The sequence below is a fragment of the Streptomyces globosus genome, assembly GCF_003325375.1.
GTDB classification, from domain to species: domain Bacteria; phylum Actinomycetota; class Actinomycetes; order Streptomycetales; family Streptomycetaceae; genus Streptomyces; species Streptomyces globosus_A.
Map to the genome: position 1 here is coordinate 3,996,066 of NZ_CP030862.1, position 26,498 is coordinate 4,022,563.

At 76.9% G+C, this 26,498-nt stretch carries 19 protein-coding genes; 11 read left to right on the forward strand and 8 right to left on the reverse strand.

The genetic code is table 11. From position 1 onward, the window contains the following. The first annotated feature begins 29 nt into the window (after positions 1 to 29). A complete protein-coding gene (locus tag C0216_RS17535; RefSeq protein WP_114056193.1) occupies positions 30 to 1,562 on the forward strand; it encodes a discoidin domain-containing protein in 1,533 nt (510 codons plus the stop codon). A 22-nt stretch (positions 1,563 to 1,584) separates the two neighbouring features. Here C0216_RS17535 and C0216_RS17540 read toward each other — a convergent pair whose 3' ends face one another. Beyond that, complete coding sequence (locus tag C0216_RS17540; RefSeq protein WP_114056194.1) at positions 1,585 to 2,610, reverse strand: GNAT family N-acetyltransferase; 1,026 nt, start codon at positions 2,608 to 2,610, stop codon at positions 1,585 to 1,587. Between the two features lie 78 nt (positions 2,611 to 2,688). Continuing rightward, entirely contained in the window at positions 2,689 to 3,300 is a 612-nt protein-coding gene (locus C0216_RS17545) for a hypothetical protein (RefSeq protein ID WP_114056195.1), read from the reverse strand. A 171-nt stretch (positions 3,301 to 3,471) separates the two neighbouring features. Here C0216_RS17545 and C0216_RS35065 point away from each other — a divergent pair, with 171 nt between their 5' ends. The 4 genes from C0216_RS35065 to C0216_RS33905 all read left to right on the forward strand — a co-directional run bounded on the left by C0216_RS35065 (position 3,472) and on the right by C0216_RS33905 (position 13,362). Then, complete coding sequence (locus tag C0216_RS35065) at positions 3,472 to 5,283, forward strand: methyltransferase (protein WP_114056196.1); 1,812 nt, start codon at positions 3,472 to 3,474, stop codon at positions 5,281 to 5,283. Further along, complete coding sequence (locus tag C0216_RS17555) at positions 5,284 to 11,313, forward strand: type I polyketide synthase (protein ID WP_114056197.1); 6,030 nt, start codon at positions 5,284 to 5,286, stop codon at positions 11,311 to 11,313. It begins immediately after the preceding gene. Then, entirely contained in the window at positions 11,310 to 13,076 is a 1,767-nt protein-coding gene (locus C0216_RS17560; RefSeq protein WP_114056198.1) for a hypothetical protein, read from the forward strand. Before C0216_RS17555 ends, C0216_RS17560 begins: the two co-directional genes overlap by 4 nt. A 112-nt stretch (positions 13,077 to 13,188) precedes the next feature. Then, positions 13,189 to 13,362, forward strand: coding sequence for a hypothetical protein (locus tag C0216_RS33905; protein ID WP_174250416.1), 174 nt, complete (start codon positions 13,189 to 13,191; stop codon positions 13,360 to 13,362). A gap of 426 nt (positions 13,363 to 13,788) precedes the next feature. On the opposite strand, the gene C0216_RS17565 is transcribed toward C0216_RS33905, so the two are convergent. The 3 genes from C0216_RS17565 to C0216_RS17575 all read right to left on the reverse strand — a co-directional run bounded on the left by C0216_RS17565 (position 13,789) and on the right by C0216_RS17575 (position 15,957). Next, the gene (locus C0216_RS17565; RefSeq protein ID WP_114058738.1) at positions 13,789 to 14,520 is read right to left on the reverse strand and encodes a hypothetical protein; all 732 of its coding nucleotides are present in this window, start codon (positions 14,518 to 14,520) and stop codon (positions 13,789 to 13,791) included. A 71-nt stretch (positions 14,521 to 14,591) separates the two neighbouring features. Then, entirely contained in the window at positions 14,592 to 15,401 is an 810-nt protein-coding gene (locus tag C0216_RS17570; RefSeq protein WP_114056199.1) for an SGNH/GDSL hydrolase family protein, read from the reverse strand. Next, a complete protein-coding gene (locus C0216_RS17575) occupies positions 15,388 to 15,957 on the reverse strand; it encodes a PadR family transcriptional regulator (protein ID WP_114056200.1) in 570 nt (189 codons plus the stop codon). Before C0216_RS17575 ends, C0216_RS17570 begins: the two co-directional genes overlap by 14 nt. Positions 15,958 to 16,120: 163 nt before the next feature. Between C0216_RS17575 and C0216_RS17580 the strand changes: the two genes are divergently transcribed. From C0216_RS17580 to C0216_RS17595, 4 genes are all read left to right on the forward strand, one after another. Continuing rightward, positions 16,121 to 16,561 carry a nuclear transport factor 2 family protein gene (locus tag C0216_RS17580; protein WP_114056201.1) on the forward strand — a complete coding sequence of 147 codons (441 nt, stop codon included), beginning with the start codon at positions 16,121 to 16,123 and terminating at the stop codon, positions 16,559 to 16,561. A gap of 211 nt (positions 16,562 to 16,772) precedes the next feature. Further along, positions 16,773 to 17,882 (forward strand): mechanosensitive ion channel family protein, encoded by a 1,110-nt coding sequence (locus C0216_RS17585; protein ID WP_114056202.1) that lies wholly within the window; start codon positions 16,773 to 16,775, stop codon positions 17,880 to 17,882. Positions 17,883 to 18,002: 120 nt separating this feature from the next. Then, positions 18,003 to 18,431: a DUF6153 family protein gene (locus tag C0216_RS17590; RefSeq protein WP_114056203.1), complete on the forward strand. Its 429-nt coding sequence runs from the start codon at positions 18,003 to 18,005 to the stop codon at positions 18,429 to 18,431. Positions 18,432 to 18,582: 151 nt separating this feature from the next. Further along, on the forward strand, positions 18,583 to 19,242 hold the full coding sequence (locus C0216_RS17595) for a DUF305 domain-containing protein (protein ID WP_114056204.1): 660 nt from the start codon (positions 18,583 to 18,585) through the stop codon (positions 19,240 to 19,242). A 43-nt stretch (positions 19,243 to 19,285) separates the two neighbouring features. On the opposite strand, the gene C0216_RS17600 is transcribed toward C0216_RS17595, so the two are convergent. Then, complete coding sequence (locus tag C0216_RS17600; RefSeq protein WP_428985493.1) at positions 19,286 to 20,152, reverse strand: alpha/beta fold hydrolase; 867 nt, start codon at positions 20,150 to 20,152, stop codon at positions 19,286 to 19,288. Positions 20,153 to 20,277: 125 nt separating this feature from the next. Between C0216_RS17600 and C0216_RS17605 the strand changes: the two genes are divergently transcribed. Together C0216_RS17605 and C0216_RS17610 are read left to right on the forward strand one after the other, a co-directional pair. Continuing rightward, positions 20,278 to 20,766: a MarR family transcriptional regulator gene (locus C0216_RS17605; protein WP_114056205.1), complete on the forward strand. Its 489-nt coding sequence runs from the start codon at positions 20,278 to 20,280 to the stop codon at positions 20,764 to 20,766. 236 nt (positions 20,767 to 21,002) lie between these two features. Beyond that, complete coding sequence (locus tag C0216_RS17610; RefSeq protein ID WP_114056206.1) at positions 21,003 to 21,776, forward strand: hypothetical protein; 774 nt, start codon at positions 21,003 to 21,005, stop codon at positions 21,774 to 21,776. 1,546 nt (positions 21,777 to 23,322) lie between these two features. On the opposite strand, the gene def is transcribed toward C0216_RS17610, so the two are convergent. Both def and C0216_RS17620 read right to left on the reverse strand, forming a co-directional pair. Beyond that, positions 23,323 to 24,081 carry a peptide deformylase gene (gene def, locus C0216_RS17615; protein ID WP_114056207.1) on the reverse strand — a complete coding sequence of 253 codons (759 nt, stop codon included), beginning with the start codon at positions 24,079 to 24,081 and terminating at the stop codon, positions 23,323 to 23,325. Between the two features lie 76 nt (positions 24,082 to 24,157). Continuing rightward, positions 24,158 to 26,404, reverse strand: coding sequence for an FUSC family protein (locus C0216_RS17620; protein ID WP_114056208.1), 2,247 nt, complete (start codon positions 26,402 to 26,404; stop codon positions 24,158 to 24,160). Positions 26,405 to 26,498: the final 94 nt, after the last annotated feature.

Sequence of the window (26,498 nt, forward strand, 5' to 3'; positions counted from 1 at the left end):
GTACGCTGCGGAAAGGAACCGCCGAGACCATGCCCGAGACCGGGACCTCCCCCTGCCCCGAGTGCGCGGCACCGACGCGTACGAGCGGCCAGTCGTTCTGCGACTCCTGCGGCGCCTTCCTGCGCTGGGACGCCGCGGGCACCCCCCGCGGCGGCGATGCGCCCGGGGCCGCTCCCCGTGGCACCGCCGGGGACCCGGCCGAAGCGGAGACGCTGCCGCTGCCCGCGGTGCCGCCGGAGGCGGGCGGCACGGCCCGGCAGGCGCCGCCGGTCCCGGCCGGGGACCGGGAGCCGGACGCCGGGGCCGGCTCCGGCACGGAGGGCGGCGGCGCGCCGGGCCGTGCGGGCGGGGAGGCCGGGAAACGGCGGCCGGCTCCGCGGACGGACGCCGGCGGCGGGGCGGAGGGCGCGCGGGATGCCGACCGGGACGTCCACGGGCCGCCGGACCGCGCGCCGGAGCACGCGCCGGAGCACGCTGCCGGGCCGCACCGCGAGCCGCACCCCCGCACCCGGGACGGCCGGGACCCGGAACCCGCCTCGGACGGCGGCGGTGCGGACCCGGCGGGCGGCGGCCCCGCCGGTCGCACGGCAGACCCCGAGCCCTCCCCCGCACCGCCCGCACCGCCGTCGCCGCCTACAACGCCGTCGCCGTCTGCACCGGCTGCGCCCCCGGCCCCCGGGCGGCCCGGCGCACGGTCCGGCCCCGGGGCGGCGGCCTCCGCGGACGCCGCGCGGGCCCTGCTGGTCCCCGTCCCTGCAGCCGAGGCCGCCCCGGAATCCGGCGACGCCCCCGGCACGGTGCTTCCGGGGCTGCCGGAGGCGGCCCGGCCGAGGATGCGGGCCCCGCAGCCGGCCGACCCGGCCCCGCAGGGCCCGCCGTGCCCGGCCTGCAACACCCCCAACCCGCCCGTGCGCACGTTCTGCCGCTGCTGCGCCGGCTCCCTGAAAGACGCTCAGCGCGAGCCAGGAGAAGGGCCGTTCGCGGGGCAGCGGCCACGGCTCGACCGGGGCCGGCGGCGCTGGACCGTCCGGGTCCTGGTCGTGACGGGACTCGCCCTGCTGCTCGTCGGCGGCGTGATCGGCGGCCCGCCCGCGGTGCGCGCCGTGCAGGACCACTTCGCGAAGCGGGTCGCCGTCCGCCCGACCGGCTGGAGCGCCTCGCACTCCGGTGCGGGCCACGGGCCGGAGCTGGCCTTCGACAGCTACTCCAACACCTGGTGGGGCACCGGGTACGCGGGCGACTCCAACGGCCAGTACCTCCAGGCCGACTTCGCCCAGCCGGTGGACCTGCTGGCCGTGCTGGTCACGCCGGGCGCCTCCAAGCGGCCGGGCCAGGCCGCCGGCCAGGCGCGGCCGCAGGAGATCGACCTGGTCGTCACCGACTCCGCGGGCCGGACGAAGACGGTGCACAAGACGCTGGACGACGGCGGGGTGCAGCGGGTCGAGGTGCGCCGCCGGGACGCCGTGTCGGTGCGCATCGTGCTGCGGTCGGCGTACGGCGCCGGCGCGGACCGCCAGGTCGCGGTCGCGGAGGTCGAGTTCTTCGGCCGGTCCCGGACGTGAGGCCGGGCGGGCGGCGGTGCGCTCAGTGCGCGGCCGCGGCCTCCGGTTCGTCGGTCCAGCAGAAGGACTCGACGAGCCAGTCGCCGTCGTCCGCCCTGGCCAGCCGGAACGTCTTGCGGCCCCAGCCGGAGAAGGCGGTGCCGGCGCGGACTCCCCACTTGGCGTACTCGCCGGTGCGGATGGCGGTGCCGCCCGCGACGAGGGTCGTCGCCCCGGCCTCCGCCTCGGTGAAGTCGGTCAGGTCCGGTCCGTTCAGCAGGGCTTCGCGGGGGGCGATGAAGGATTCCGTGTCCATCCGGTCGACGGAGCCGTCCGGGTTGACCCTCTCGATCACGGCTCCCGGCGCGAGGACGGCGCGCACGCCGTCGAGCGTGACGGGCCCACCGCCGCGGCGGGTGAACGCGGCGTAAAAGGCGGCGACGGCTGCGTCGACGGCCTGTTCGTCGGCGGACCGCGGGCGCGGGCGGCGGTGTTCGGCGGCGAGCAGCGCGAAGTGGAGGCGGTCCTGCCAGGCGCCCTTGCGGTGGGCGTCCTGCCGGGCGACGCCCTCCAGCCGCATGCCGACGCGCCGCATCAGCGCGGCGGAGGCGGTGTTGCGGACCGTGCACACGCCGGTGACGCGGTGCCAGCCGAACGTGTCGAAGGCCAGGCCGAGGGCGGCCGTGACGGCTTCCGTCGCGATGCCCGTGCCGTGGACCCCGGGGTGGAAGACGAAGCCGATCTCGCCGGTCAGCGGTGCCCGGTCGTCGCGCCGGAGGAGCACCTCGCCGATGACGCGGCCCTGCGCGGTCTCGACCGCGAGGCCGAGCCAGTCCCCGGGGGCCGCGAGCGCCTGGCCTGCCGCCAGCCGCTCCAGGGTCTTCCGCGTCTCCTCGCGGGTGTGCGGCTCGTGCGGCAGGTGTCGGGCTATCTCGGGCAGGGAGCGGTAGGCGTGGACGGCGTCCAGGTCGTCGGCGCGGACCGGCCGCAGCGCGAGCCGCCCGGTGCGGACGGGGTAGGCGGGCGGGGTCGGCGCGGGCGTCGGCGTACGGTCGGGCTGCTCGGTCATCAGGCTCCCCTCACACGGTGGTCGGGCACACTGTGCCACCCGCCTGGCTGCGGTGCGCCTGCGGGGGCAGGCGCCGGGTCAGACGCCGGCCGGGCCGCCGGTACCGCCGGCGGCGCGGCGGCTCGCGGCGATCAGCACGGCGAGCGCGAGCAACAGCACCGACCACAGGCCCGGCACCAGCGGCGTTGCCATGCCCTCCACTTCGGGGGCGACCCGGCGCCGCGGGTCGTAGGCCACGCGGACCTCCTCTCCTGCGGGCGCGGCGATCCTGTCGTCCTCCAGGACGTCGGGGTAGCCGCCGGGGCAGTCGAGGGTCAGCCGGTGGAGGGTCCTGGGCGGCGGGGCGCCGTCCCCGAAGGAGTCCTGCTGCGTCGAGTCGACGGCCCGGACGGTGCAGACGGCCGTCTCGGGGCGGGCCGCCGCCCGGTCGGCGGCGGTCACCGCGGCCAGCATGGCCAGGGCCAGGAGCAGGCTGCCGAAGACGCCGCGGGCCCCGCCGACCAGGACCAGGTGGGCGACGGCGACGGCGGCCGCGAGGACGGCTCCGCCCGCGAGGGCGGGCGCCCCGGAGGGGGCGGCTTCCGCCGAGAAGCACCAGTGGGCCCACCCGTACAGGGCGGCGGGCCCGGCCGCGCAGGTGGCGACGCCCGCCCACCGCCGAGCGGAGCCGCCGCGCCGTTCCTCCGCCATCACGACCACCCCTCCCGGGAGGACGCCGCCGCCGGGCCGCCGGTTGCCTCCGGCGGGCTTCCGCCTGCCGACCTGACAACTCCGCCGCCCATCCTGCGGCGGATCCGCCGGCCGACCGTAGGTTCTGGCCTCGGCGCTCCACGGCGGCGCGCCCGGACGAGGGGGCGACGGATGATCCGACAGCAGACCGGTCCCACGGCCTTGGCCGAGGCGGACCTGGCGGCGCTCGGGAGCGCCGCGGAGCTCGTCCGCACCTCGGGCACGGTCTCCCGGATGCTCCGCACGCTGGCGCCCGCCCTCGGCGAGGCCGAGCGGGAGTCCCTCGCCGCCTGGTGCGTGCCCGCGCACGCCGCCGTCCTCGTCTTCCCCACCGCTCCCGGCCAGTTGGCGGGTGCCCTGGCCGGGATGGGACTGGCGGCCTCCGGCCCGCCGACACCCAGCACCGTCGTACGGGACCGGCTGCGCGCCCGCTACGGCATCCGCCCGGACGCGCTGGAAGTGTCCATCGTGCGGGCCGCCGTTCCCACCGAGGACGGCGGGCTCGGCGAGGTCGAGGTGTTCTCCCTGCCCGTGCCGCCGACCGCCGGCCCCGGCCCGGGCCCCGGCTCGCCGGGCGGGTTCGGCGCGGACACCGGCGCCTGCCTCCGGCACCTGGTGCGGCGCGAGCGCGCGGAGCGCAACGAGGCGCACGTCGCGTTCCGTGTCGCAGCCGCCGACGAGGTCGTCTTCGCGGGCCTGCGGTTCCTGCTGGTGGAGCGGGCCGGGATGCGGCCCGACGGCGGCGGCTACAACCCGCACGAGGACGTCACGGTGCTGTACTTCCGCTCCGCCGCCCCCGCCGGCACGCCGTACGCGCGGCTGGAGCTGCTGATGCCGGGCCACCGCACGTCCGCGCTGGCAGCCCACCGCCTGGTCGAGCGGGACGAGCCGGGCAGGACGCTGCTGGAGCTGATGACGGGCGCCTGGCGGACCCAGGCCATCGCCGTGGCAGCCGAGTTGGGGGTCTTCGACGCACTGTCCCCCGACGCGGGCGGCCCCGCCGCCGTCGCCGACCTCGCGGCCCGCGTCGGAGCCGACCCGGACGGCCTCGACCGGCTCCTGCGCTACCTCGCCACGCTCGGGCTGCTCGCGGGACCGTACGGGCCGGGCGCCGACACGTACGCGCCGACCGGCCTCGGCGAGCTGCTCCGCGCCGACGCGCCGCACTCGATGCGGCCGCTGGCGCTGATGTACGGCGGCCCGTTCTACGAGTCGTTCGGGCAGCTGCTGTACGCGGTGCGCACCGGCGGCGACGCCTTCGCGCACCACTTCGGCGCCCACCACTTCCCCTACTTCGCCGAGCACCCGCCGTGGGACACCGCCTTCGACCAGTCCATGCAGGCCAGTTCGCTGATGTTCGGCCCGATCCCGGCGGTCGTGGACCGGCCCGGCGTGGACGTCGTCGTCGACGTGGCAGGCGGCAACGGCGAGCTGATGAAGCAGATCCTTGCCGCCGCTCCGCGGCTGCGGGGCGTCCTGCTGGAGCGGGAGCACGTGGTCGCCGCGGCCCGCGGCCGGCTCCGCGAGGCGGGCGTCGCCGACCGCTGCACGTTCCGGGTCGGCGACTTCACCGAGGCCGTACCCGGCGGCGGCGACGTGTACGTGCTCTCCCGGGTCCTGCACGACTGGGACGACCGCGGCTGCGCCGACATCCTGCGGCGCTGCGCCGAGGCGATGCCCGAGGAGGCCGAACTCCTCGTCGTCGAGAGGCTCCTGCCGCCGGACGGCCAGAACTCCCTCGCCGTCGCCTGGAACCTGCACATGCTGTGCAACGTCGGCGGCCGCGAGAGGACCCTGGAGCACTACCGGCGCCTGCTCGCCGAGGCCGGGTTCGACCTCGTGGAGACCGCGCCGCTGCCGCTCGACGGCTCCCTGCTGCGGGCCCGCCGCAAGGGCGCCGCCGCCCCCGCCTTCCCCGTCCCCTCCCGTTCGGAGCTCGCGTAGATGGCCGTCCACGTGCACGACTACCTGACCGCCCCCGAGCCGGCGGGCCCCGGCGGCGCCTGGACGACGCCCCGGCCGACCCTGCCCGAGGTGTTCGCCGCCGCCGTCGCGGCCGGCGGCGAGCGGGCCGCCGTGGTGGACGCGGGCGGCGCCCGGTCCTGGCAGGCGTGGCGTGCGGACGCCGACGCCTTCGGGCGGGCGCTGCAGGACCTCGGGGTGCGCCCCGGCGACGTGGTGGCGGCGCAGCTGCCGAACTCCTGGGAGTTCCTGGTGGCGCACGTCGCGGTCGCCGCCGTCGGGGCGGTGCTGCTGCCGCTGCACAGCACGCTCGGCACCCGTGAGACGGGCTCGCTGCTGGAGCGGGCCGGGGCGCGGGCCCTGCTGCTGCCTGCGGCCGCGGAGCCGCCGTCGCGATCGGAACTGCCCGCGCTGGAGTTCGTCATCCCGGTGGGGCCGGGCGGGGAGGCCGCCCCGGCCGCCGCCCTCCCCGATGCCCCGGGTTCGTACGGGGCGCTCGTACGGGCGCGGCGCGGGCTCGCCCCGCAGCCCGTGCCGGTGACGGCCGACTCGCCGCTGGTCCTGATGCCCTCGTCGGGCACCACCTCCGCCCGCCCGAAGATCTGCATCCACACGCACGGCGGGCTCCTCGGCAACGCGGTGGCCGCCGCCCGCGAGGGCGGCACCACCGCCGGGGACACCCTGCTCAGCGGCAGCCCCTTCACCCACCTCTTCGGGCTGTTCTCCGTGCACCTCTCCCTCGTCGCCGCGGCCCGGCAGGCGGTGCTGCCCCGCTGGGACACCGAAGCGTTCCGGCAGCTGGCGGCGGCGAGCCGGGCGAGCGTCCTGTTCGCCGTGCCCGCCCAACTCCGCGACCTGGTCGAGTCGCCCGACCCGGTCGCGCGGCTCCGCGAGGTCCGCACCGGCGGCGCGGCCGTGCCCGCGTCGCTGGTGGCGGGCGTGCGCAGCGCCCTCGGCGCGGCGACCGTCGTGCAGTGGGGCATGTCCGAGGTCGGTGCCGGCCTGAGCACCGCGCCCGACGACCCGGTCGGGGTCGCCGCCCGCAGCATCGGCCGGCCCGTCGGCGAGGGCCGGGTGCGGGTGGTCGGCGAGGACGGCCGCCCCTGCCCGGTCGGCGAGACGGGCGAGCTGGAGTTCCACGGCCCGTCCCTGTTCCGCGGCTACCTCGCCGACCCGGAGGCGACCGCGGAGGCGATGACCCCGGACGGCTGGCTGCGCACCGGCGACCTGGCGTGCCTGCACGAGGACGGCACGGTCGGCTACCGCGGCCGGCAGGCGGAGCGGATCAACGTGGGCGGGCTGAAGTTCACCGCCTCCGAGGTGGAGGCGCTCCTCGCCGACCTGCCGCAGCTCGCCAACGCGGCGGTCGCCGCGCGGCCCGACGACCGGCTCGGCGAGTACCCGGTGCTGCTGGCCCAGTTGCGGACCGGGGCCCGGCTCACGCTGGAGGACGTACGGGCGCACCTCGCGGCCAAGGGGGTGGCCGCCTACAAGTGGCCGCTGGAGCTGGTGACGGTGGCGGAGGTGCCGGTCACCCCGACCCGGAAGGTCGCCCGCGGGCGGCTCGCGGACCTGCTGGCGCTGCCCGCGCGCAAGACCGTGGCCGCCTGGGCGCAGCAGGCCGCCGCCCTGCCGGAGCGCGAGGCGCTGGACGCGGCGCTGGCGCTCGTACGGGAGCAGGCGGCCGGGGTCGGCGGAGCCGCCCTGGGCGCCGCCGACGGCGGCGGGAGCTTCCGCTCGGCCGGACTGGACTCGCTCGGCGCGGTGCGGCTGGCCTCCGGGCTGGCGGCGCGCACCGGGCTGGCCCTGTCGACGACGGCCGTGTTCGACCACCCGACGCCGGAGCAGCTCGCAAGGCACCTGGTGGCCCTCGCCGCGGGCACCGCCGACGGGCCGGCAGGCGCGGCCGCGGACACGGCGCGCCCCGCGTCCCCTGCCCGCACCGCCGGCCGGGGCGGGGACGACGACGACCCGGTCGCGGTGGTCGGCATCGGCTGCCGCTTCCCCGGCGGCATCGCCTCCCCCGAGGACCTGTGGCGGCTGCTCGCCGAGGGCGGCGAGACGGTGGGCCCGTTCCCCGCCGACCGCGGCTGGGACCTCGAACGCGTCCACCACCCCGACCGCGGCCGCGCGGGCACCTCGTACGTCCGCCACGGCGGCTTCCTGGACGGCGCGGCCGACTTCGACGCCGCCTTCTTCGGGCTCTCCCCCCGCGAGGCCCGGGCCATGGACCCGCAGCAGCGGCTGCTCCTGGAGACGGCCTGGGAGGCGCTGGAGCGGGCCGGGATCGCCCCGGCCGCGCTGCGCGGCACCGCGGCCGGCGTCTTCGTCGGCCTGATGTCCTCCGACTACGCGCCGCGCCTGGACGAGGCGCCCGAACTGCACGACGGCCTGCTGCTCACCGGCAACGCCTCCAGTGTGGCCGCGGGCCGGATCGCCTACACCCTCGGGCTGACGGGCCCCGCGCTCACGGTGGACACCGCCTGCTCCTCCTCCCTGGTGGCCCTGCACCTGGCCCGGCAGGCGCTGCTGCGCGGCGAGTGCACGGTGGCCCTGGCCGGCGGGGCGACCGTGATGTCGACGCCGGCGTCGTTCGTGGACTTCAGCCGGCAGGGCGCCCTCTCCCCGGACGGCCGCTGCCGGGCGTTCTCCGCCGCGGCGGACGGGGCCGGCTGGTCGGAGGGCGCGGGCGTCCTCGTCCTGGAGCGGCTGTCGGCGGCGCGCCGGGCCGGGCGGCCGGTCCTGGCCGTGCTGTCCGGCTCGGCGGTCAACCAGGACGGCGCCAGCAACGGGCTGACCGCGCCGAGCGGCCCGGCCCAGCGGGAGGTCGTCCGCCTCGCGCTCGCCGACGCCGGCCTGGACCCGGGCGACGTCGACCTGGTCGAGGCGCACGGCACCGGCACCCCGCTGGGCGACCGGATCGAAGCGGAGGCGCTGCTGGCCTCGTACGGGCGGGGCCGCGCCCCCGGGCGGCCGGTGTGGCTGGGCTCGCTCAAGTCGAACATCGGGCACACGCAGGCCGCGGCGGGCGTGGCCGGGGTGATCAAGGCGGTGCTGGCGCTGCGGCACGGCGAGATGCCCCGCTCGCTGCACGCCGGCGAGCCGACGCCGCACGTCGGCTGGGCGGCGGGCGGGGTGCGGCTGCTCGACGCGCCCAGGCCGTGGCCGCCCCGCGCGGACGGGGGCCGCCGGGCCGCGGGCGTCTCCGCGTTCGGCATCAGCGGGACCAACGCCCACGTCGTCGTCCAGGACCCGCCCCCGGCCGAGGAGGAGCCCCGCCGCGCCGGTGGGCCTGCCGGGCCGGAGCCGGCCGCGGCCGTGCCGTGGGTGCTGGCGGCGAAGGACCGGCCCGGGCTGCGGGAACTCGCGGCGCGCCTCGCACGGTCGGCGGCCGGCGCCGCACCCGCGGACGTGGCCCGGGCGCTGGTCGTGCACCGGGCCCCCGGCGACCGCGCGTTCCCGCGGCGCGCCGTCGTGGTGGGCGAGGACGCGGACGCGCTCCGCGCCGGGCTGGCGGACCTGGCCGTCGGCCGGGAGAACCCGCGCGTCGTCACCGGTACGGCGCCCGCGGCCGGAGCCGGCCGGACGGTGTTCGTCTTCCCCGGGCAGGGCGCCCAGTGGGAGGCGATGGGGGCCGCGCTGCTGAGCGAGTCCCCCGTCTTCGCGGAGGCCGTGGGGGCCTGCGACGCCGCGTTCGCGCCCCACCTGGACTGGTCGGTGGCGGCCGTGCTGCGCGGCGAGGCCGGCACGCCGCCCGCGGACCGCGCCGACGTGGCGCAGACCGCGCTGTTCACGATGATGGTGGCGCTGGCGGCGCTGTGGCGGTCGTTCGGCGTCGAGCCGGACGCGGTGGTCGGGCACTCGCAGGGCGAGATCGCCGCCGCGTACGCCGCCGGGGCGCTGACCCTGGAGGACGCGGCCCGGATCGTCGCCCTCCGGGCGCGGGCGGTGCTCCGGCTTCCTCCCGGGGCGATGGCCGCCGTGTCGCTGCCGGCGCCGGAGCTCGCGGCCCGCCTGGCGGGCCGGTCCGGGCCGCCGCTGGCGGTCGCCGCGGAGAACGCTCCGGATGCCTCGGTCGTCGCCGGGGCGCCCGCCGCCGTGGAGGCCCTGCTGGCCGAGCTCGCGGCGGAGGGGGTGCGGGGGCGGCGCGTCGCGGTGGACTACGCCTCGCACTGCGCGGCCGTGGAGCCGCTCCGGGCGGAGCTGGCCGAGGCGCTGGCCGGTCTCGCGCCGCGGCCGGTGTCGACGCCGTTCTGGTCGACGGCGGGCGGCGGCCGGATCACCGGGCCGGAGCTCACCGCCGGCTACTGGTACCGGAACCTGCGCAACCCGGTCGCGTTCGCCCCGGCCGTCGGGTCCCTGCTGGAGTCGGGGTTCCGTACGTTCGTGGAGGTCAGCCCGCACCCCGTGCTCACGTACGCGGTGCAGGGGACGGCCGAGCGGGCGGGCGCCGAGGTGCTCGCCGCGGGCAGCCTGCGGCGCGGCGACGGCGGGCTCGGCCGGTTCCTGCTGTCGGCGGCCGAGGTGTACGCCCACGGCGCGGCGGTGGACTGGGCCGCGGTGTGCGGCGGCCGCCGGCCGGGGCCGGTCGAGGCGCTGCCGACGTACCCGTTCCAGCGCCGCCGGTACTGGCTGGCCGCCCGCGGCCCGTCCGGCGCGGCGGCCGGACGGGCGGCCGCGCCGGGCGCAGGGCTGCCGGACGGCGCCGCGGGCGCGGCGGGCGGGCCCCGCAGCGCCGCCGAGCTGCTGGCCCTCGTACGGGAGTCGGCGGCGGCCGTGCTGGGGCACGGCGGCGCGGACGCCGTGGACCCCGACCGCCCGTTCCTGGAACTCGGTGCCGGTTCGCTGGCCGCGGTGGAGCTGCGCGGGCGGCTGGCGCGGGCGCTGGAGCTGTCTCTGCCGTCGACCGTGGTCTTCGACCATCCGACGGCCCGCGCCCTGGCCGCCCACCTGGGCGAGCGCCTGGAGCACTCCCGGCCGCAGGACGGTGCCCCCGCGGCGCCGGAGGCGCACCGCGCCCCGGACCGGGACGGCGACCGGGCGCCCGCCGGGCCTGCGGGGCCGACGGCGGAGACGGCAGCGGCGGCCCTGCCCGACGGGCTGTCCGCGCTGTTCCGGCAGGCCAGTGCGGCGGGCCGCGGGGCGGTCGCCGCGGACGTCCTGTCGGCGGCCTCGCTGCTGCGGCCGACGTTCACGGCGGCGGAGGCCGCCGACCGGGCGCAGGACCCCGTACGGCTGGCCGGCGGCCCCGGCGGGCCCGCCCTGGTGTGCCTGCCGTCGCTGGTCCCGACGGGCGGGCCGCACGAATACGCCCGGCTCGCCGCCGCGTTCGCGGGCCGCCGCACCGTACTGGCGCTGTCGCAGCCCGGTTTCGGGCCGGGCGAGGCGCTGCCCGCGGACCTGGCGGCCCTGGTCGAGGCGCACGTCGCGGCGCTGGGGCGGCGTACGGGCGGGGGGCCGGTGCTGCTGTGCGGGCACTCGTCGGGCGGGTGGACCGCCTGGGCCGTCGCCGCGCGCCTCGCCCGGGAGGGCCGCCCGGCGGCCGGGATCGTCCTGCTCGACACGCCCTGGTACGAGGGGGCGGTGCCGCCCGAGGAGCTGTCGCTCGTGCTGGGCGTCGCGGAGCGGCGGCGCAGGGAGGCGGGGGACACCGGCCCCATCGGCACCCACCGGCTCACCGCGACCGGCGGCTGCCTGCGCATCCTGCGCGGCTGGCGGCCGGGACCGCTCGGCGCGCCGGTGCTGCTCGTACGGGCCCGCGAGCCGATCGGACCGCCGGCCCGGTGGCGGCACCCGCACACCGCGGCCGAGGTGGCCGGGGACCACTTCACCATGATGGAGGCCCACGCCGGGGAGGTCGCCGCGGCCGTCGAGTCCTGGCTCTCCGGCCTCCGCAGCGCTGCCGGACCGGCCTCCCCCGTCCGCCCGCTGCCGGCCGGAGGCGCCCCTTCCGCCGCCCGTGGCCGGGACGTCCTGCAGCACAGCCGAGCCGACGAGGAGACGGCCCCGTGACCGACCCCGACCTGCCCAAGCTGTTCGAGGACCCGGTCTTCGACGACCGGGCCGCCGATCCGGCGCAGCCGTGGACGACGACGTACCGGCGGGTGGCCCACCTGGGCGCCCGGACCGGCTCGGCCTGGCCGCTCCTCGCCGGCGGTCCGGCGGACCGGCAGCGCCTGCGCGACCTGCTGGAGTTGACAGCCATGGCCGACCCGGCCGCCTTCCACGTGCTGTTCCTGCACCAGTGCATGGCGACCGGGGCGGCGCTCGACTTCGGCGCGGACCCCGAGGACGTCGCGGCGCTCGCCTCCGGGCGGGCCGTCGGGGCGGCGCTGATGACGGAGGTCGGCACCGGCAACAGCAGCGCCGCCGTGCGGACCGAGGCCGTGTACGACCCGGTGGCCCGCGAGTTCGTCCTGACGACGCCGGACGCGGCCGCGGCCAAGTACCCGCCGAACGTGGGGATGCCCGGACTGCCCCGGCTGGCGGTGGTCGGCGCCCGGCTGCTCGTGTCCGGCGTCGACCGCGGCACGTGCCTGTTCCTGGTGCCCCTGCACGACGGGGACGGCGCCTCGGGTGTGACCGTGACGCCGCGGCCCCGGACGTCGCTGCTGCCGCTGGACTACGCGGCCGTCCGGTTCGACGGCGTACGGGTCCCCTACCGCAGGTGGCTCGCCGACGGGGCCTCGGTCTCCGCATCGGGCGAGTTCCACGACCCGCTCGGCGACCCGCGGCTGCGGACGGCGCGCAGCGTCGGCTGGGCGCGCTTCGCCTGGGGTGCGGTGACGGCCGGACTGGCCGCGGCGGCCCGCGCGGCCGTCGCGATCGCCCTGCCGCACGCGGGCCGCCGGAACACCGTGGACCGGTGGGGTGTGGGGGCGGCGGCGCTGACGCGCCCCAACCAGCAGCGGCTGCTGTTCGGGGCGGCCGCCCGGGCGCTGGCGGCCACGGAGTTCGCGCGCGGGCTCACGGACACGGCGTGGCGGACGGCTCCGGGCGGCGGCCGCGGAGCCGGTCTGCCGCCGCGGACGATGGGCCGCCTGGCGCTGGCGAAGGCGGCGGTGGACGGGCTGGCGGACGAGGCCGTGGCCCGCTGCCGGGCTGCGTGCGGGGCTGCGGGCTTCTTCTCGGAGAACCGGCTGGTCGACTACCAGGCGCTGACCGCGGCCTTCCACGCGGCCGGCGGGGACAACCAGTTGATCCTGCTGGACGCCGCGTGGCGGATGGCCACCGGCGACGACTACACGCCTCCTCCGGCCGGCGCGCCCGCGGCGGCGGGGGCGTCCGGCGCGGCGGCCGCCGCGGAACCGGACTGGCCGCTGCTGCTGGCGGCCCGGGAGCGCGCCCTGTACGCCCGCCTGACGTCCGCGCTGGCCGCGGCGGCGGCCGACGGGCGGGACCCGTCCGCGGCCTGGCACGAACGGACCGGCCTGGCCGAGGAGTTCGCGTACGCGCACCAGGCCCGTGTGACGGTGGAGGCGGTGGCCGCCCGCTGGCGGCGGCCCGGCCCCTCCGGCGGGGAGGGGGAACAGGCGGTCCTGCCGGACCTGTTCCGCCTGCTGGCGGTGGAGGCGGTGCTGCCGCACGCCGACTGGTACGCGGCCCGGGGCCTGCTGTCCGGTGCGGCCGCGGAGGCGCTGGACGCGGACCTCACCGCGGCGTGCCGCCGGCTGCTGCCGCACGCGGAGTCGGTGACGGGGCTGATGGAGGTGCCGGCCGCGGTGGTGCGGGGCCCGCTGGGCGGCCGGGACTACGTACGCGACCTGACGTCGTGAGGTCCGCGCCACGCCCTCATCACGAAGTGCCACTACTCTTCGTGTTTATCTTGCGCCATTCCGGTTACACCAGCAGGTGACGGACAATCAGCTTCCGACGGAAGGCAGGAACATGACCCTTGTCACCGCGCTCATCCTCGTCGCGGTCCTCGGCAGCATCGCCCTCCTCGCCCTGGCCCCGGCGGCACCCTCCGGGGACGAGACGGGCCGCGAGGAGGGCCGCAAGGACACGCCGCGGTTGAAGACCGTCCCCGGCCAGCGGAGCGCCCGCCACCACACCGGCTGACCGTGCCCCTCGGATGCCCGCGGGGCCGCCGCGCAAACGTGGCGGAGCCCGGGAGCGGACCCAGCTCCCGGGCTCCTGTGTGCCACCCAATTGCGCACACCGGCGGCGTTTAAGAGTGCGGATCATTCTGAGGCCGACGTGTTCTGCCTTTGAACTACCGTGCCACGCAAGAGGCACAGGGTGGACTTGAACCACCATCCGTCAGTGATCGTCCGCACCCGGTCGATCCGGTGTTCGGCGGCGAATACTGAGACTGGAGCGAGAATCTGAGATTGACGGGGCCGCCTCTGCCGGTTTGGGCCACCCCGGCACGTGGGCCGGGGGGAGGATTCGAACCTCCACATTGACACCCCGAAGTCAGTTTCGACTTCAGTTTCAGCCTGCGCTTTCGCGCACCCTCCCGCTCGAAGGAGGGAGATCGGAAGACTACCCGAACAGGTAGCCGAACACGGCGTCGCCGACGCGCTGGTCGGAGACCTCGACGCCGTTGGCCTCTTCACGGGCGAACTTGACGGCCTGCTGGAGCTTCTCGACGCGGTCGAGGAGCTCGTTCACGCGGCGGGCCGGCAGCGCTCCGGAGAACTTCACGGTCGTCCAGTAGCCGACCGGGACGTCCTCGTAGTACACCTCCACCTGGGCGGGGTGCTTGTCCGTGGCCTCCGCCTTGACGTGGTTGCGCGGCACCTTCTTGGTGCGGATGGTGCGCACCGGCTCCGTCTTCCAGGAGTCCGTCGACGGGTCGAGGGTCCAGGACTCCGAGGCGTCCAGCACGGGGAGCTTGCGGACGAAGGTGTGCAGGTCGGTGAGCTGCTTCTCGAGGAAGAGCAGGTAGGGCACGGGGACCTGGGGCAGCAGGACCCTTCCGTCGACGACGACGTCGGCGGCGGCGGTGCGGTTGGCCCAGTCCTTCGTCGCGGTGACGTCGAACAGCCGCGTCAGCGTCGCCGCGGTGGCGCGCAGGACGTCCTCCGCCTTGACCTGGACCCGGGTGGACTCGGGCGGGAGCTGCTCGCCCTCCTCGTCCTTGGGCTGGTAGGTGCGGGATATGCCCGCGAGCAGGGCGGGCTTCTGGACGTCGTGGTGGGCGTCGGTCAGTTCCTGGAGGGACTTGGACTTGACGCCCTTCTCCACTGCGATGATCTGGTTCAGCTTCGGCACACGGGGAACGTACCAGCGGAAACCCGCCGGCCACATCATCTTTTTTTCGCCTGCCGGCCCGTGTCCGGGCCCTACAGGGGGCGCAGGTCGGGGCGTTTGGGGTGGCGGCCGGTGCCGGAGGAGCGTCCGCGGACGCGGCGGGCGAGCCACGGGCCGAGGAAGGCTGCGGCCCAGCGGAGTTCGGCTGCGGCGGCACCGGCGCGGGTGGGCGGCGGCACGGGCGGCAGGGGGCGCGCCCAGGAGTCGTCGCTGCCGGGCACGCCGAGGGCGTGGGCGACGGCGGCGGCGATCCGCGCGTGTCCGAGGGGGCTCGCGTGGAGCCGGTCCGGGCTCCACAGGCGGGGGTCGGTGACCACCGGGGGGTGGGCGGTCTCGGCGACCACCACCCCGTGCCGGCGGGCCGCCTCCCGGATGCGGTCGTTCAGGGCGGTGACGCGGGGCGCGAACGGCCGGGCGAGCGGGGCGATCCGCGAGATGTCGGGGAAGGTGACGGTCGCGACGCGGGCGCCCTGCGCGGTGAGCGCCGCGAAGACCGCCTCCAGGTCTGCGGCGACCTCGTCGGCGTCGAACCGGGGCCGCAGCAGGTCGTTCATGCCGGCGACGACGGTGGCCAGGTCGGGGCGCAGGGCGAGCGCCGGGGCGAGTTGCAGGGAGCGGACGTGGCCGGCGAGACGGCCGCGGACGGCGAGGTTGGCGTACTCCAGGCCGGGGTTGTGGGGGGCGAGCAGTTCGGCGAGCCGGTCGGCCCAGCCGCGCAGCCCGGTGGTGTCGTCGCCGTCGCCGACGCCTTCGGTCTGGCTGTCGCCGAGCGCGACGTACCGCTTGCGCGGCCAGGGGGCGGGCGGCGTCCTGTCGGCGGGGGGCGGTTCAGCGGTCGGCACGGGCGGCCTGCCTTTCCCGGAGGACGGCGGCGGTGCGCTCGCACCACTGCCGGTTGACCTGCTCGTAGGCAAGGCCCGCGAGGCAGGTGAGGTACGGGCCCACCCGCTCGCCCCGGCGCAGGAACTCCTCCTCGGTGCGGCTGCCGCGCATCGCCTCCAGGAGCCCGGTGAAGAGGTCGGCCTTGGCGCGGGAGAAGCCGGCGCGCTCGGTGAGCTGTGCGATCAGGGGCGCGGTGTCGACGTGGTCGGCGGAGTGGACCTTGACGACGAGGTCGTCGCGCAGGAAGGACGGCTTGGCGGTCGCGGCGGTGAACCGCTCCAGTTCCGCGAGCCCGGCCTCGGTGACGGTGAACAGGCGCTTGTTGGGGCGGGAGTCCTGGACGACCTCCCGGCCGGCGACCAGGCCGCCCTGCTCCAGACGGGCGAGTTCGGCGTAGAGCTGCTGGGGCAGGGCGTGCCAGAAGTTGGCCACTCCCATGCCGAAGGACTTGGCCAGCTGGTAGCCGCTCAGCTCGGCATCGAGCAGGGCCGCCAGTACGGCGTGGCGCAGCGCCATGGGGTGCCTCCCGGTGATCGCGGCGCCCTTCCTCCGTCCGCACTCTGGGCAGGGACGCCACTCCCATGATACTCAAGAATCTGACTACTCACTTCCTTGAGTATGACAGTGCCGGATGGCCGACGGCCGGTCGCCGACGGCCGTGGATGCACCTGGAGGGGCCTTGAACGCAGCAGACCGTTTCCGAGCCGCCGTCGAAAGCCGCGACCACGCGGCACTGAAGGAGCTGTTCACCGAGGACGTCCGCTTCTACAGCCCGGTCAAATTCACCCCGTTCGAGGGGCGCGCCATGGTCCTGGGCCTGTTCGGGGTCCTGCTCCGCGTCTTCGAGGACTTCCGCTACGTGGGGCGTTTCGACGGCAGCTCGCAGACCGGCACCGACGGGGCCGAGACGGCGTCGGAGGTGCTGCTTTTCCGCACGACGGTGAACGGCCGCGAGATCCACGGCATCGACCTGCTGCACTTCGCCGAGGACGGCCGGATCAAGGAGTTCACGGTCATGGTCAGGCCGCAGTCCGCGGTCCACGCGCTGGGCGAGGCGGTGCTGGCGGGCCTGGTCGAGGACGGCCTGGTCCCGGCGGGCGGGAGCCAGGGCCGCGACTGACCGGTGCGGTGGCGGGCCCCTCACACGCCGCCCGCCACCACACCGGCAGCCCACCTGCACCGCCGCCACCGGTATGCGGCAGGATGACCGTTCGTTCGGCAAGCGCATACGTGTTTGCCGAACTCGGCTGTAGGCATGCTGAACTGACAGGTGGCAAGGTGACGATGACTCATTTCCCGGCGCGGCTCCCGGCGGCATCGGGGGGTGTCCGTTGACCCGGGGTCTCGTCCTGGGCGACTGGCTGGCGGCCGGCATCGCGCTCGCGGCGGGCGCCGTGGCCGCGCTCCTGCTGCGGGCTGTCCTCAAGCGGCTGGCGAAGCACGCCGCCAGGACCAAATGGGCGGGCGACGACATCATCGTGGACGCCCTGCGCCCCGTCGCGCCGGGCGCGGCGCTCATCGCGGGCGCCGCGGTGGGCTGTTCGGCGCTGCCGCTGACCGCCCGGCTCTCCGGGCTGGTGGGCGACTCGCTGACGGCGCTGCTGGTCCTCATCGCCACGCTCAGCGCGGCCCGGGTGATCGCCGGCCTGGTGCAGTCGGTGGCGTCGTCCCGGACCGGCGTCGCCGGGTCGGCGAGCATCTTCGTGAACATCACCCGTGTCGTGGTGCTGGTGATGGGCTTCCTGGTCGCCCTCCAGACGATGGGCGTGTCCATCGCACCCCTGCTGACCGCGCTCGGCGTCGGCGGCCTGGCGGTCGCCCTGGCCCTGCAGGACACCCTCGCGAACCTGTTCGCCGGCGTGCACATCCTGGCGTCGAAGACCGTGCAGCCCGGCGACTACATCCGCCTCAGCAGCGGCGAGGAGGGCTACGTCGTCGACATCAACTGGCGGAACACGGTGGTCCGCAACCTCTCGAACAACCTGGTCATCATCCCGAACCAGCGGCTCGCCCGCACGAACATGACCAACTTCACGCAGCCCGAGCAGCCGCTCACGATCCTCGTCCAGGCGGGCGTCGGCTACGAGAACGACCTGGACCGGGTGGAGCGGGTCACGCTGGAGGTCGTCGACGAGGTGATGGCCGAGGTGGGCGGCGCCCTCCCCGAGCACGAGGGCGCCGTCCGCTTCCACACGTTCGCCGACTCGCGCGTCAACTTCACGGTGATCCTCGGCGTCGGCGAGTTCAGCGACCAGTACCGGATCAAGCACGAGTTCATGAAGCGGCTCCACCAGCGGTTCCGGGCCGAGGGCATCTCCATCCCCGCCCCCACCCGCACGGTCTCCGTCCGCGGGGAGGACCTCCACGCGGCGCCGCTGCACGCCGCGGTCCCCCACCAGCGCGAGAAGTCCCCCTCCCCGCTGTCCGACACGGGGCGCTGACGCCACTCGCGCCGTCCGGCGCCGCGAGCCGGCGCCGGACGGCGACGCGTACGCCGGGCCGGCGGCGGTTCCGTGCGGGGCCGTGCGCCCGGCCCGCGGCCCTGCCCGTACGATGACCCCGTGACCAGCACCGGACAGCCGCTCGGCCCCCGCCCCGCGGGGCGCGCCTTCGTGCTGCTGGTGCTGCTGGTCCTGGCCGGCGTGCTCGGGATGCACGCCCTGCCGCCGAACCCGGCCGCGGCCGGGCCGCACACAGCCGCCGCACAGACGGCGGACCGGCACGGCGGGCACACGCCGGCGACCGTCCCGGCGGAGCCCGGCCCGGCGTCGGCCGACTGCTCGCACTCGGCCGACGGCTCCCACCACCTCGCGCACGCCGACGCGACCTGCGCGGCGGCCGGCACGGCCTCCGCCTACGCTCCCCCCGCCCTGACTGCCGCGCTCACCGGCGCCGGGGCCCCGCCGCCGCTCTCCGGGGCCGCGGCGGACGTCGGCACGGCCGGGCGGGCCCCGCCCGACCTGGCGGAACTCCAACTCCTGCGGATCTAGAGCCGCCCGCGCGGCGCACCTGCCCCGACACCCGTCGGCGGCGGCCGCACCGCGCCCCGGCCCCCCGACATCCGTTTCCCGCGCAGTCCCCCGTACGGGCGCCCCCTCGGGCCGTGCCCCCCTTCCCGGCTGCGCAGCAAGGAGTTGCACCATGAGCAGCAAGCGTCCCCTCGCCCGCCGCACCGCGGCCGTCCTCGCGGCCGGAGCGGCCGCGCTCGCCCTGACCGCGTGCGGCGGCACCGCCGACGGCGACGGCGGATCCGCCGGGCGCAACGGGCACGGCGCCGTCTCCTCGCCGTCCGCCACCCCGTCGGCGCCCGCCGCCGCGGCCGGACACAACGCGGCCGACGTCGCCTTCGCCAAGGGGATGATCCCCCACCACCGGCAGGCCGTCGAGATGGCCGACCTGGCCCCCTCGCGCGCCGCGTCGGCGGAGGTGAAGAAGCTGGCCGAGGAGATCAAGAAGGCCCAGGACCCGGAGATCCGGACGCTGTCCGGCTGGCTCACCTCGTGGGGCGAGCAGCCGCCCGCCGAGGGCTCGGCGGACCACTCTGGCCACGGCGGCCACGGCGACGGCGCGGCCGGGATGATGACCGCCCAGGAGATGGAGGGCCTGAAGTCGGCCTCCGGGAAGGCCTTCGACACCGCCTTCATGGAGCTGATGGTCAAGCACCACGAGGGCGCCGTGGCCATGGCCCGGACCGAGCAGACCCAGGGCGCGTCGACCGAGGCGAAGGCAATGGCACAGGCGATCATCACCTCGCAGGCGGCCGAGATCGCCCACATGCAGAAGCTCCTCGGCAAGGGCTGACGGGTCGGCCCGCCCGGCACCCGCCGGGCGGGCCGCCGCCCTGTCAGGCACGGCCGTCGAGGAACGCGCCGATGCCTGACAGCGCCCCGGGCGGCAGCTCCGTCGGCAGCGCGAAGTGCGTCAGCCCGGGCAGCGTCTCGACCCGGGCGTGCGGGACGGCCGCGCGAGCGCGGGCCGCGACGGCCCCGGCCCGGTGGGCTGCACTGCGCTCCGCCAGCAGCACCAGCAGCGGCGCGCGCAGGGCGGAGGGGTCCGGGCGGCGGCCCGTCACCGGCCGCTGCCCGGCGAAGGCCTCCGCCGCATACGCGAACAGCCGCTTGTACTCGGGGTCGGTGGCCGTGCCGGCCGTCTCCCGGTCCACGTACGCGAGCGCCCGGGCAGCGGTCGGCCGCAGCAGCACGGGCAGCGACCGCAACAGGAAGCCCGGGCGGAAGCCGGCGAAGCACTGCGTCGGGTCGAGCAGCACCAGCCGGTCCACCCGGCCGGGGCGCCGCAGGGCGTGGCTCAGGGCGATCCAGGCCCCGTACGAGTGCCCCACGAGGTGGGCGCGGTCGGCGCCGAGCCCGTCGAGGAGCGCGTCCAGCCAGGCCGTCAGGTCGTCAGGAGTGCGCAGGGGCCGCCCCTGCGGGACGCTCCGCCCGGCGTCGCCCAGGATGTCCGCGGCCAGGACGCGGTGGCGTGCACCGAGCGCGGCGGCTGTGCGGAACCACACGAGGCCGGTGGCGCCGCCCCCGGGCAGCAGCAGCACGGGCGGGGCGCCGGCGGGGCCGTGGGCGTGCACGCGGGTGGTGCCGAAGGGCGTGGGGACGTCCAGCTCGTCGGTCCCCGCCGGCCAGCGGGCCAGCAGCGCGTCGTACGCGGCGGAGAACCGCACCCCGGCGCAGGCGCCGGGCGGTGGCGGAACGGACAGGGGCACGGGCAGGGGGTCGGGCACGGCTGCCTCCCGGCGGACGACGACGGTTGACCTATTCTCTCGCTGAGCGAGATAATAGCCAAGTGAGCGATTCCTTGTCCCCTCTCCCCGACGGCCCCGAGATGCGGCTGGTCCACCTGCTGCGCGCCGTCACCGTGGAGTTCGACCTGCGCGGTGCCGAGTTCGCCTCGCGCCACGGCCTGCACCCGACCGACCTGCGCGCGCTGATCTTCCTGCTGGACGCCGACCGCGCCGGCACCCGCGCGACCCCGGGCCGGCTCGGCGCGGCCCTGCGGCTGAACTCGGCCGGGGTGACGTCACTCGTCGACCGCCTGGAGCGGCAGGGGCTGGTCCGCCGCAGCCGCGACGTCCGGGACCGCAGGCGCGTACTGCTGTCGGTGGAACCCAGGGCGGTGGACCTGGGATGGTCCTTCTTCGGCCCGCTCATCGGCCGCCTGGTCGACGCCGCCGCCGACTTCACCCCCGGCGAACTCGACGTCGTCCACCGCTACCTGAGCGCGGCGCTCGGGGCAGCATCGGAGCCGGAGCCGACAGCGCGGACACCTCGGGGCCCCAACCCGCCAGGCCGCACGGACACGGCCGCCGGGTAGCCCGTCGAACGGTTCGGACGAGCGCGGGGGCCGCGGGCGGGCATCACAACGTCACGCGCCAGATCGGCGAAACACCGCCCGTCACCCCGCCCGGCATGCGGCCACGGGGTATACGCCCGGGGCCCGAGTTGTTCCCGTGGCGGGTGGGAACCGCTTCGGCGCGTGCCGCGTGGTTGCTGCCGGGAACGGCAGGACCGCCGGGGCCCGTGAGAGCCGAGGCGGAAGGGCAGACCAGCATGACCAGCGACAACGAGGAACCGGGAAGAACGACCCCGCCCGCCTGGCCGGGCTTCCGCTCGGCGCCCGACTGGGGCGTGGCGCCCGGACAGCGCCTGGTCTTCCCGGGCCCCGTGCCGGCCGCGCTGCGCGCGCTCGGGGACCCCGTCCGCGCCGTGGACTGGCCGTCCCGCCCGGCGTTCCGCAGCTCGCGGCTCGCCCTGGTCGACACCCTGTGCCACTGGCAGACGGTGCGGGTGCTGGCGTACGTACGGGCCCTCGCCGCCGGCGGCGCGGACACCGGGCTGCTGGAGGATCTGCGCGTGGTACCGGGCCCGGAGACCGCAGCACACCCCGACGCGCATGCCCTGGTGGGACGCCTGGAGGCGGCCGCCCTCCGGCTTCCGCCCCTCCTGCTGGACGCGGTCGTCCGCGACGCCGGCCGGTTCGTCGCACACAACCGCTTTTCGGCGCCGGTCGTCGCCGCGGCCCTCGCCGCGGAGTCGCGGCCGGCGGACACCGAGGAGGCCGCGGCCCGGGCGGGCGTCCTGACCGGCTACTGGTACGAAACCCCCGCCCTGCGGGGCGGGTTGGCCCTGGCCGGCAGCGCGAACGGGTTCGTCAGCTCCTGGCTGTGGTGGTCGGCGAGCTTCACGTACGGCGACCCCGCAGGCGGCATCGGCATCACCACCGACCCGCCGTCGCCCTTCCCGACCGCCCCCGCACTACCGGCCTGGGCGGCTCCCCTCCTCGCCGCGGCGGCAGCCGAGCCGACGGACGGCGCGGGCGCTTAGCACCCGCGCCCGCCCTCGCCGCCCGCCCTCGCGGAACGGGCCCGCGGGGGCGGCGAGGGCGCCTCCGGCGAGGGTAGGGAGAACGGGAGCCGCCGACTCGGGGTCGGCTGGGCGGCTGGGGGGGGGTGGGCTCGGCGGAGCCGACGGGGCTGGGTCGGAGGCGCGACGGCGGGGCTCAGGTCGGCAGGAGCCGAGGGGTCGGGGTCGGAGGCGCGACGGCAGACCACAAGCCGGCAGGAGCCCGATCGATCGGGGTCGGGTGTGTGTCTGGGGGTGTCCCCGGCAGTTGATGGTGTCCGGGGCGGCCCGGTCCCTCAAGGGCGCGCCCTTCGGTCGCGTCGCTACGCGATGGCCCTGGCGGGCCACCCTTGACCGACCGACCCGCCCCGGAGGCATTTTTCTGCCGGGACGCCCCCAGGGGAACGGCCTGGGGGTACGTGGACCATTCAGGGCCATCAGAGCCGCCACCCTCCCGCCCCGCAGGCCCCTTTCGCCCCACCGGCATCAGCAGACCCGCCGACGGAAACCGGGTTGGGCTGTGACGCAGGGAAACGACGTCCAGAGCATCATCCGCAGACAGAAGCGCCCCAGATCGCTACAGGGGCGCCCTCGGCTCAGCGGCCATCGGCCGTCAGCGGCCGGGGCGGCGCGACAGATCACTACGTGGGCGCCCTCAGCTCAGCGGCCGACGGCCGTCAGGGGCCGGGGCGGACGCGACAGATCGCTACACGCCTCCGTCTGCACGGCGTCCGGCCGCCACTTGGGGCCGCGAAGCGCCCCACCTCGCTGCGCGCTCCTCTCACCTCGGCGTCCGGCTGCCGTCCGGGGCGGCGAAGCGCACCGGCTCGCTCCCCGCTGCTCATCCTGTGGCCGCTGAAGGCCGTCGGGGGCAGCGCAGCGCCACCTGCCCGCTCCCCCCTCCTCGTATACCGGCGTCTGGCGGCAGAAGGCCCCTTCCGCCCCCGCCCCCTGCAATCCTGCGATCAGTCGCTGAGCCGACGGCGCCCTCGTAGCGATCTGCGGCGCCGCCCGGCCCCTGACGGCCGTCGGACGCTGAGCCGAGAGCGCCCACGTAGCGATCCGACGCGCTCCCGTCTCCGGATGACGCTCTGGACAACATTTCGCCACGTCACAGCCCACCCGGCTTCCGTCGACAGGTCTGCTGATGCCGGTGGGACGGGACGCGGCCCGCGGGGCGGGAGAGCAGCGGCTCTGATGACCCCTCACGCCTGACCCTCCCCCTGGCCGTTCCCCTGGGGGCGTCCCGGCAGAAAAAATGCCTCCGGGGCGGGTCGGTCGGTCAAGGGTGGCCCGCCAGGGCCATCGCGCAGCGACGCGCCCAACGGGCGCGCCCTTGACGGACCGGCACGCCCCGGACACCATCAACTGCCCGGGACACCCCCAGACACACACCCGACCCCGACCGATCGGCTCCCGCCCACCCCGCGTCCCGCCGCCGCGCCTCCGACCCCGGTCGGCCACCCCCGCCGATTCCCCTCCGACCCCGAGTCGCCGGCCCCCGCCCCGGCTTCCCGCCAGGCGGCGGTCAGCGGCTCCGGAGTCGGGCGCGGGTCAGGCGGGCGGCGCGGACGGCCTCGGCGTTTTCGGCCATGTCCGCCAGACAGCGGGCGCGCTGGTCGGGAGTCAGGCGGTCGGTGTAGAGCGTCCCGTCGAGGTGGTCGGTCTCGTGCTGGAGGCAGCAGGCGAAGAATCCGGTGCCCTCCACAACGACCGGGTTCCCGTCCTTGTCGCTGCCCCGGACGACGGCGCGGGCGGCGCGGGCCAATTCGTGGCGGGCGCCCGGCACCGACAGGCAGCCTTCCGCCCGGACGACTGCCGAGCCTGCGGGAGCCGCACCGGCGGCCGTGTCCGGGAGGGGGTCGAGGACCGGGTTGCACACGTGGCCGATGTGGCGGATGCCGTCGTCGTCAGGGCAGTCGTACACGAACACGCGCAGGTCCACGCCGATCTGGTTGGCGGCGAGACCGACGCCGCGGGCGGCGTGCATGGTGAAGAACATGTCGTCGACGAGCCGGGACAGCTCCGGCGAGCCGAACCCGGTGACGTCGGCGCAGCGCCGGTGCAGGACGTCGGCGCCCACCTCGGTGATCGGCCGGAACGCGCCCCGCAGCGCCTCCGGCGGCAGCGGCCGCTCAGCGGCCGCGTCCCGGACGGCGGCGGGCGCCGCGGGTGCCGGGGCGTTCGATCCGGTCGGCACGATCCGGTCGATCGGGTCGCTCGGGTCGCTCGGGTCAGTCCAATCGCTCGCATCAGTCGGGTCGGTCGGGTCGGTCGGGTCCGGCATGCGGGGGCGTCGCCTTTCGGGGGAGGTCAGGAGCGAAGTATCGCCCGGCCCACCGCCCACCCGCGCCTCGGGCGGGTCAGTTCCGGGCGGTTCCCGCGATGTGTTCGAGGTCGGTGATCAGGGAGTCCAGCCAGAACACCGTCATGTAGTAGAGGCGCGGCGCGCCTTCGGGCCGGGCGGCGAAGCCGTCGAACGCCGGATCCCGCAGGGCCACCGGGGCGGCCGGGGTGTCGCCGCCCGGGTCGAGCGCAGCCGACACCAGCAGCATGCGGCCTGCGACCCGGTCGCCGAGCCGGGTCACGGCCTCGGCCGCATCCGGGCCGAGGGGGGGCACGGTGACCGGCGCCGGGCCCGGCTGCGGCGGCTCCATCAGCCGGTCCGCCCCCCACAGCGTGTGGTGCCCGGCCATCACGGTGGCCTGCCAGTCCGGCTCCGGTGCGGGGCCGGAGCGGCCCGCCCCGCCCGGCTGCCCGGCGTGCCCGCGGCGCCCGTACGAGCCCTCCGGCTCGCTCTGGTACTGGGCGAACGCCGATTCGGCGAGGATCAGCGAGTGCCGCAGCGAGCGGTGCCCCGGCACCGCCGGCTGCACCTCCCGTACGCCGCCCCCGGCGACCGCGGCGGTCGTCGCGACGACGATCTCCGCCGCCCCGCGCATCAGCACCGCCGCCGAGCGCTGGAGTTCCTCGTGTGCGCCGCGCGGCCACGCGAGCAGCCCGAACACCGCACCGATGACACTGCCGATCAGCACGTCCAGCAGCCGCAGCTCCGCGAGCTGCCAGGTCGCCGGGGCGAGCTGCGCGAACACCAGGGCGATGGTCACCGTGAACATCGCCTGCGCCCATCCGACGCCCTTCACCGGCCCGAGCGTGAAGGTCAGCAGCATGACGGGCGCCAGGGCGATCGCGTACACGGTGGTGTCGGTCCCGACCGCGGCCAGGAGCACAGCCGCGAGGAGGGCCCCGGCGAGCGTGCCGGTCAGGGCGAGCCGGACCGTCGTGCCGGTTTCGCGGACCGTCGTCCGGGTCAGCGTCAGGGCCGCGAGGGTGGCCCAGAAGCCGTGCGGGAGGGTGTCCAGCCCGGCGACCATGCGGGCGGCGGCCAGGGCGAGGCTGATCCGGACCGCGTTCTGGAAGAACACCGAGCGGCGCCCCGCATGCCCCTCCAGCCGCATCCACCACAGCCGCGGGGCCCGCATACGGGCGTACCAGAAGCGCATCGGCGGCGGGTCGGGGGCGGCGGCCCGGCCCCGTACGGAGATGGCGGCGGCGGTGGACATGGCGAGTGCGGCGTCGGCTGCCTCGATGAGGCCCGCGTACCAGCGCAGCACCGCGACCGGCTCCGGCGGGCCCGGAATCGCCGGGGCTCCGGCCCTGGCTCCGGCCCCGGCCCCGGCCGCGGCCGGTTCGGGGTGCGAGGCCACCAGCCCGGCGCGGGCTCGCGCCAGCCCCTCCCGGGCGCCGGTCGCGGGCGTGGCGCCCCGCAGGCACTCCGCGCTCTCCGCCGCGGTCCGCCGGACGGCCTCCAGGATCTTCCGGCCGGGCTCCGCCGGCCCTGCCCCGCCCGGCGGGGCGGGCAGCCGGACGAGCCTGGCCAGCAGGGTCCGCGCGGAGAGGCCGGTCTGTGACAGGGCGCGCTCGTGGACGCCCGGCCCGGCGGGCCGGTCCGCCTCGGCGACGTTCATGGGCCGCAGCGAGCTGATGGCCGCCGCCGCGTCCGCCGCGCACTGCGCCGACAGCCGCCAGGGCGGGGCGGCCAGCTCGCGGACGCATGCCTGCGCCGTGTCGGCGGCTCGGGCGGCGAGTTCGCGGTAGGGGACGGTCGGCGGATCGGGGAAGAGGTACGCCTCGGCGAGGATCAGGAGCAGCAGGCCGGCGGTGGTGCCGATGAGCCGCTCGTCGAGCGAGCCCGGATCGTAGGGCGGGAACGACGGCAGGATGTAGAGCAGCTGGAGGCCGGGCGCCGCGCCCGCGGCGCGTGGACCGCCGGCCGCGACGAACGCCAGCGCGAAGCCGATGACGAGCATGCCGGCCACGGCGGTCCACGTACGCACCGCGAGGTATGTGCCGACGGCCACGAGCAGCCAGCACACCGGAACCAGCCGCGCCAGCACCGCGGCGCGCTGCCGCCCCGTGCCCGGGATCCGGGACAGCCCGGCCATCGACACCGCCGCGAACAGGGCGTACGTCGCCGCGGTCGTCTCCCCGAAGCCGTACAGGAACAGGTAGAAGGCGGCCCCGGCGGCGAGGGTGACCCGGCCGGAGCGACGGGCTGCCGCGGCGTAGCGTGCGGCGATCCGCTTGCGGGGGACACCGGCGGGGCCCATGCCACCAGGATCACGTACCCCCGCCGGAACGGCACCCGCGCCCCGTCGCGGCGACGCCGCCGCAGCGGCCGGGGCCGACGCGCCCGGCCCCGCC